Origin of the sequence: Streptomyces albus subsp. albus (assembly GCF_000725885.1) — a bacterium.
Lineage (GTDB): Bacteria > Actinomycetota > Actinomycetes > Streptomycetales > Streptomycetaceae > Streptomyces > Streptomyces albus.
The window spans coordinates 42,654-48,947 of sequence record NZ_JODR01000037.1 but is presented as its reverse complement, the minus strand read 5'-3'; the positions used below and the strand labels follow the sequence as shown (position 1 = coordinate 48,947).

The window sequence follows — 6,294 nt, the reverse complement described above, 5'->3', positions numbered from 1 at the left end:
CCCCGCCCCGCCCCACCGCGTCCCGCCCCGTCCCGCCCCGAACTGACCCACCCCGCCCCGACCTGCCCCGGCGGCCGACCCCCAGGGCATCGGGCGGCGGTCTCATTCCTCCTGTTCACCCAGGGAGTTGAGGCGGTGGAGGAGGCGGGCCAGTTCGGCGATCTCCCGGCGGTCCCAGGCGGCCAGTTTGCGGGCGTAGGAGAGCCGGCGGGCGTCCCGTACGCGGGTGAAGCGTTCGCGGCCCTCGTCCGTGAGCCGTACCAGCGAGGCCCGGCGGTCTCCCGGGTCGGGCCGCCGGTCGACGAGGCCCAACTGTTCGAGGGCGTGCAGCTGGCGGCTTATCGTCGCCTTGCCGACCCCGAAGTAGGCGGCGAGTTCGGTGGCGCGCTGTTCGCCGGCGTCCTCCAGCCGGACGAGGAGGCCGTAGGCGGCGGGTTCCAGGTCGGGGTGGACCTGGCGTGCCATTTCCCCGGAGGAGGCGCGGGCGCGGCGCAGGAAGACCGCCAGTTCCCGCTCGACGTCGAGGCACTCGGGCCCGAACTGTTCGACGGGCCCGGCCGCTCCCACCGAGGCACCGGCCGCTCCAGCCAAGGGACCGGCCGCTCCGGCCGCTCCCGCGGAGGCGCCTGTCGCCTCTGCGGGGGCGCCGGCCGTACCCGCGCGGGGCCGGGGGTCGGTCGCGTTCCTTCCGGCCGTCTCGCCGTGCCGGCCGGCGGCGTGTGCGGCGGGCGCGGCTGCGGTGTCGCGCGGGGCGGACGCGACGTTCGCGGCAGCCCCGGCGTTCCCGGTGGCCCGGCGCGGGCCACCGGTGTTGTTGGCGTCTCCGGCGTTTTCCATGAAGAAAATTGTCTCCCGCGAGCGCGATAGTCCCAGCTCCGCCAGTATTTCGCAGGATTAGACCAACGGAAGACGGCGGAGCATCTTCCGCCTGACCGGTCTACGCGCGTACTTTCAAACATGACATGCCCACACCAGCGGCATGGTCCCCACTCCGCGCGTCGCAGCGCAAAAACCCCCACATAGGTAAATACTACGCACGTACCAGACCCCCACCACCGAGGCTCCGGAGGCAGCGATGCCCAGCTTCAGATCCGGTACGGCCCGGCACAGACGCGGACTCGCGGCTGTCGTCGGGATGTTCGTCTCCCTGCTCGCGCTCGTCCTCGCGCTCCCTGGCGCGGCGACGGCGGCCCCCGACGACAAGGAGGCGAGCAACACACCCACCACGTCCGCGAGCGGCAACCACAGCGCGAAGGACACCGAGGGACTGCGCGCCAACCCCAAGGCACCAGGCAAGCGTGGTGAGGCCTGGATGGGTGCGGGCGTCCAGATGCACGAGGCGGACTCGACGGACGGCGCAGCGCCCGACAGGGAACGGGCCGGCCTGGCCGCCACGGTCCACGGCGTGGACGTCAGCAGCCACCAGGGGAACGTCGCCTGGTCCACCCTGTGGAACAGCGGGGTGCGGTTCGCCTACGTGAAGGCCACCGAGTCGACCAACTACAAGAACCCGTACTTCACACAGCAGTACAACGGTTCCTACAACGTCGGGATGATCCGGGGCGCCTACCACTTCGCGACGCCCAACACCTCCAGCGGCGCCACCCAGGCGAACTACTTCGCCTCCAACGGCGGCGGCTGGAGCAAGGACGGCAAGACGCTGCCGGGCGTGCTCGACATCGAGTACAACCCCTACGGCGCGACCTGCTACGGGCTGAGCCAGAGCGCGATGGTGAACTGGATCAAGGACTTCACCAGCACCTACAAGGCCAAGACCGGGCGCGACGCGGTGATCTACACCACGACCAACTGGTGGACCCAGTGCACCGGCAACAGCAGTGCCTTCGGCAACACCAACCCGCTGTGGATCGCGCGGTACGCCTCGTCGCCGGGCACCCTGCCGGCCGGCTGGGGCTTCTACACCTTCTGGCAGTACACCTCGAGCGGCCCGACCGTGGGTGACCACAACTACTTCAACGGTTCCATGGACCGGCTGAAGGTGCTCGCCAACAACGGCTGACCCGGGCCCGGCCGCCCTTCCCGGCCGCGGGTCCGTCTCCCCGAAACGGGCAGTGGCCCCCGCCTGCGGGCGGGGGCCACCGTGCTGCCGGACGCGTCCGTCACGCCGCGACCGGCGCCTCGTGGGCGGGGGTCTGCGCCGGCGTCAGGGCCAGCTCCAGGACCTGGCGGACGTCCGAGACGGGGTGGACGTCGAGGCCGTCCAGCACCTCCTCGGGCACGTCGTCCAGGTCCGGCTCGTTGCGCTTGGGGATGATCACGGTGGTCACCCCCGCACGGTGGGCCGCCAGGAGCTTCTGCTTGACGCCGCCGATGGGCAGCACCCGCCCGGTCAGCGAGACCTCGCCCGTCATGGCCACCTCCGGCCGCACCTGGCGTCCGCTCAGCAGCGAGGCGAGGGCCGTCGTCATGGTGATGCCGGCGCTGGGACCGTCCTTGGGGACGGCACCGGCGGGCACGTGCAGGTGGATGCCGCGTTCCTTGAGGTCGCCCACGGGCAGTTCCAGTTCGGCGCCGCGCGAGCGCAGGTAGGACAGGGCGATGTGCGCGGACTCCTTCATCACGTCGCCCAGCTGGCCGGTCAGGGTGAGCCCGGAGGCGCCCGTCTCGGGGTCGGCCAGCGACGCCTCGACGAAGAGCACGTCGCCGCCCGCTCCGGTGACCGCCAGCCCGGTGGCGACGCCGGGAACGGCCGTGCGGCGCTCGGCCGGGTCCTGGGCGGCCTCCGGTGTGTGCCGGGGCCGGCCGATCAGCTCGCGCAGCTGGTCCACGCCGACCGTGAACGGCAGCTCGGTCTCCCCCAGCTGCTGCTTGGCCGCCACCTTGCGCAGCACCCGCTGGACGGACCGCTCCAGGGAACGCACGCCCGCCTCACGGGTGTACTCGGCGGCGAGCTTGCGCAGCGCCAGCTCCTCGAAGACGACTTCGCCGCTCTCCAGCCCGGCGCGCTCCAGCTGACGGGGCAGCAGGTGGTCGCGGGCGATGGTGACCTTCTCGTCCTCGGTGTAGCCGTCGAGTTCGACGACCTCCATCCGGTCCAGCAGGGGCTGCGGGATGGCCTCCAGGACGTTCGCGGTGGCCAGGAAGACGACGTCGGACAGGTCCAGCTCCACCTCCAGGTAGTGGTCCCGGAACGTGTGGTTCTGCGCCGGGTCCAGCACCTCCAGCAGGGCCGCCGCCGGATCGCCGCGGAAGTCGGAGCCGACCTTGTCGACCTCGTCCAGCAGCACGACGGGGTTCATCGAGCCGGCCTCCTTGACGGCGCGGACGATGCGGCCCGGCTGGGCCCCGACGTAGGTACGCCGGTGGCCGCGGATCTCGGCCTCGTCCCGGACGCCGCCGAGGGCGACACGGACGAACTTCCGGCCCATCGCGCGGGCCACGGACTCGCCCAGCGAGGTCTTGCCGACACCGGGCGGGCCCGTCAGGGCCAGCACCGCTCCCCCGCGCCGTCCGCCGACCACCCCCAGGCCGCGCTCGGCGCGCCGCTTGCGCACGGCCAGGTACTCGGTGATGCGCTCCTTGACGTCCTCCAGCCCCGCGTGGTCGGCGTCGAGGACGGCACGCGCCCCGGAGATGTCGTACTCGTCCTCCGTACGGACGTTCCACGGCATCTCCAGCACCGTGTCCAGCCAGGTGCGGATCCAGCTGCCCTCCGGCGACTGGTCGCTGGCGCGCTCCAGCTTGTCGACCTCCTTGAGGGCGGCCTTCTTGACGTCCTCGGGCAGGTCGGCCGCCTCGACGCGGGCGCGGTAGTCCTCGCTCTCGTCCTCCGGATCTCCGTTGAGCTCGGCCAGCTCCTTGCGGACGGCCTCCAGCTGGCGGCGGAGCAGGAACTCGCGCTGCTGCTTGTCCACGCCCTCCTGGACGTCCTTGGCGATGGCCTCTGCCACGTCCTGCTCGGCGAGGTGGTCGCGGAGCGCGGTGGTGGCGAACTTCAGGCGCTCGACCGGGTCGGTGGTCTCCAGCAGCTTGAGCTTCTGCTCGGTGCTCAGGAACGGGGAGTAGCCCGCGTTGTCGGCGAGCTGGCCCGGGTCGTCGATCTGCTGCACCCGGTCGACCACCTGCCAGGCTCCGCGCTTGCGCAGCCAGTCGGTGATGAGGGCCTTGTACTCCTTCATCTGTTCGACGACCTGGCCGGGAACGGGGTCGGGCACCTGCTCCTGGACGGGAGTGCCCTCCACCCACAGGGCGGCGCCGGGGCCGGTCGTGCCGATGCCCACCCGGACCCGGTGGAGACCGCGGATGAGGGCGCCGGGGTCGCCGTCGGCGAGGCGGCCGGTCTGCTCGACGCGGCCCTCCACGCCGATCCCGGCGTAGGTGCCGTCCACACGCGGGACCAGCAGGACCCGGGGCTTCTCGCCCTCCCGAGCGGCGGACTTCGCGGCGTCCACGGCCGCGCGCACGTCACCGTCGGAGAGGTCCAGCGGGACCACCATGCCCGGCAGGACGACGCCGTCCTCGGCGTCGATGGGCAGCACGGGCAGGGCGAGCGGTGTGGACTCCTTGGACTCAGCAGCCATGATCTCTCCCTCGGCAGGCAAGTTGAGTAGTACCCACTCAATGCTTTTGATGCCCCTGGTGTTCCCCCGGGGCGGGGAGATGCTGTTCGCTGTGAGCGATCGGCTGTCCTGCGTGTCGACTCCGGTGTTGTTCTCATCGCGCCGCCGCCCTGCAAACGCAGGGCCGGCGAAGCTCTCCGCGCGGCGCCGGCACGCAGCGGGCCGAGGTCGTGGCGAGCCAGGGCCCCAGCGGACCAGGCCGTGGCGGAGACACCGAGGCCGCGTACGCGACCAGGACGGCCGCTCGCCGCGGTGGGCGCCCGCGCGGGGCGGACACCCGGCGTGCTCCCGGGCGGGCGGTGTCAGCCGGTGGCCGGAGCCGTTCCGTCCAGGTGGGCCGCGATGCGTGCGATGGTTCCCGCGTTGCCCTCGAACAGATGCGCCTGCATACCGGCCTCCTGGGCGGCCTCGACGTTGACCACGACGTCGTCGACGAACAGACAGTCCCGCGGGCGCACCCCCAGCCGGGCGCAGACCACCTCGAACGCGCGCGGATCAGGCTTGCAGACGCCGATCTCGTGGGAGTAGACGATCTCCTCCACGAGTGCGTCGAAGCCGTACGCGGCCGTCTCCCGTTCGCGGGCGCCGACGAAGCTGTTGCTCAGGATTCCCAGCCGGCAGCGCGGGCGCAGGCCCCGCACGTACGCGATCAGCTCGTCGTTCGGCGTTCCCAGGTACTCGGCCCACAGATCCGCCATGAAGGCCTCCACCCGGGCGGCGTCGAGGCCGAGACGGCCGGCCACCTGCTCGCGCACCTCGCGCTCGCCGACCGCCCCGACAGCGCCCGCCCGCCACACCTCCCCCAGCCGCCGCTCCACGGTTCCCGCCGCCAGTCCGAGCCGCTGCTCCCAGCGTGCGACCCACCCCGTAGTCGGTGTGATCTCCAGCACACCGCCGATGTCGAGGATCACGCATCGCGAGTCCGCCACAGTCCCCCCTCGTCCCCCGTACGGCCGGAACCACCGGCACGGCCGCACCCCGCTTCGGTCCACGCACACTGTCCGCCCGCCCCCCGAACCCGCGTCAAGGGGCGGGCGCGCGCACCCGGGTCAGTCAGCGGGCAGGTAGTCCGTCAGTACGCAGCCGGGCACGGTGCCGGTCCGCTTCTCGTAACCGCTCGGCACGGTGAAGCCGGACTCGCAGGAGAGGTACATCAGGTCGGAGGGCTCCAGCTGCCGGATGGCGTCGTCGCTGACCGGGACGACGGCGAAGTCCCGGCCGACCAGGAAGGAGTCGCCGCTCTTCTTGGCCGCGGCCTGGAAGGCGTCCATGTCCCGGACGGTCAGCAGGGCGAGGGGGTTGCCGCTGTTGGCCCGGCAGACGGCACGCTGCTTGATGCCCCAGGACGGATCGGCGGCCTCCTCCTCGCCCCAGGCGGTCCGGCCGCTCCCGTCCGCTCCGTAGTCCTCGCCCATGGTCAGGTCGAGGCATTCGGTGTACTTGTTCAGGTAGTACTCGATCGAGGCCATGTCGGGGCCCTCCGGCAGACCGTCGAACGCCGCCCGGGAGCCCCCGCCGCCCTCCTCGCGGGCGCCCCCGGCCCCCTTGTCGGCCTTCTGCGTGCTCTCCGCCGCCTTGCCCGTGTCCTTCCCGTTGTCCCTGCCCTCGCCCGTGCTCTCGTCCCCCTGGCACGCGCTCAGCGCGCCGAGTGCGACCAGAGCGGCACCGATGGTGAGTGCCCGCCGGAACCGCATACTGCCTCCCCGTTGGCTGA

General features: G+C 72.1%; 5 protein-coding genes. 1 reads left to right on the top strand and 4 read right to left on the bottom strand.

Annotation, left to right across the window (positions count from 1 at the left end; all coding sequences use genetic code 11):
• Positions 1-102: 102 nt before the first annotated feature.
• Entirely contained in the window at positions 103-567 is a 465-nt protein-coding gene (locus IO40_RS0130560; protein ID WP_033230041.1) for a MarR family winged helix-turn-helix transcriptional regulator, read from the bottom strand.
• A 508-nt stretch (positions 568-1,075) separates the two neighbouring features.
• Here IO40_RS0130560 and IO40_RS0130555 point away from each other — a divergent pair.
• Positions 1,076-2,020 (top strand): lysozyme, encoded by a 945-nt coding sequence (locus IO40_RS0130555; RefSeq protein WP_030407845.1) that lies wholly within the window; start codon positions 1,076-1,078, stop codon positions 2,018-2,020.
• A 100-nt stretch (positions 2,021-2,120) separates the two neighbouring features.
• On the opposite strand, the gene lon is transcribed toward IO40_RS0130555, so the two are convergent.
• The 3 genes from lon to IO40_RS34325 all read right to left on the bottom strand — a co-directional run bounded on the left by lon (position 2,121) and on the right by IO40_RS34325 (position 6,274).
• Positions 2,121-4,541 carry an endopeptidase La gene (gene lon / locus IO40_RS0130550; RefSeq protein WP_030407844.1) on the bottom strand — a complete coding sequence of 807 codons (2,421 nt, stop codon included), beginning with the start codon at positions 4,539-4,541 and terminating at the stop codon, positions 2,121-2,123.
• 341 nt (positions 4,542-4,882) lie between these two features.
• Positions 4,883-5,509: an HAD family hydrolase gene (locus IO40_RS0130545; protein WP_016469767.1), complete on the bottom strand. Its 627-nt coding sequence runs from the start codon at positions 5,507-5,509 to the stop codon at positions 4,883-4,885.
• A 120-nt stretch (positions 5,510-5,629) separates the two neighbouring features.
• The gene (locus tag IO40_RS34325; RefSeq protein WP_037653774.1) at positions 5,630-6,274 is read right to left on the bottom strand and encodes a hypothetical protein; all 645 of its coding nucleotides are present in this window, start codon (positions 6,272-6,274) and stop codon (positions 5,630-5,632) included.
• Between the last annotated feature and the right edge of the window lie 20 nt (positions 6,275-6,294).

Coding starts and splice junctions, on each gene's coding strand:
- IO40_RS0130555 (WP_030407845.1), top strand. CDS start 1,076: ATGCCCAGCTTCAGATCCGGTACGGCCCGGCACAGACGCGGACTCGCG.
- lon (WP_030407844.1), bottom strand. CDS start 4,541: ATGGCTGCTGAGTCCAAGGAGTCCACACCGCTCGCCCTGCCCGTGCTG.
- IO40_RS34325 (WP_037653774.1), bottom strand. CDS start 6,274: ATGCGGTTCCGGCGGGCACTCACCATCGGTGCCGCTCTGGTCGCACTC.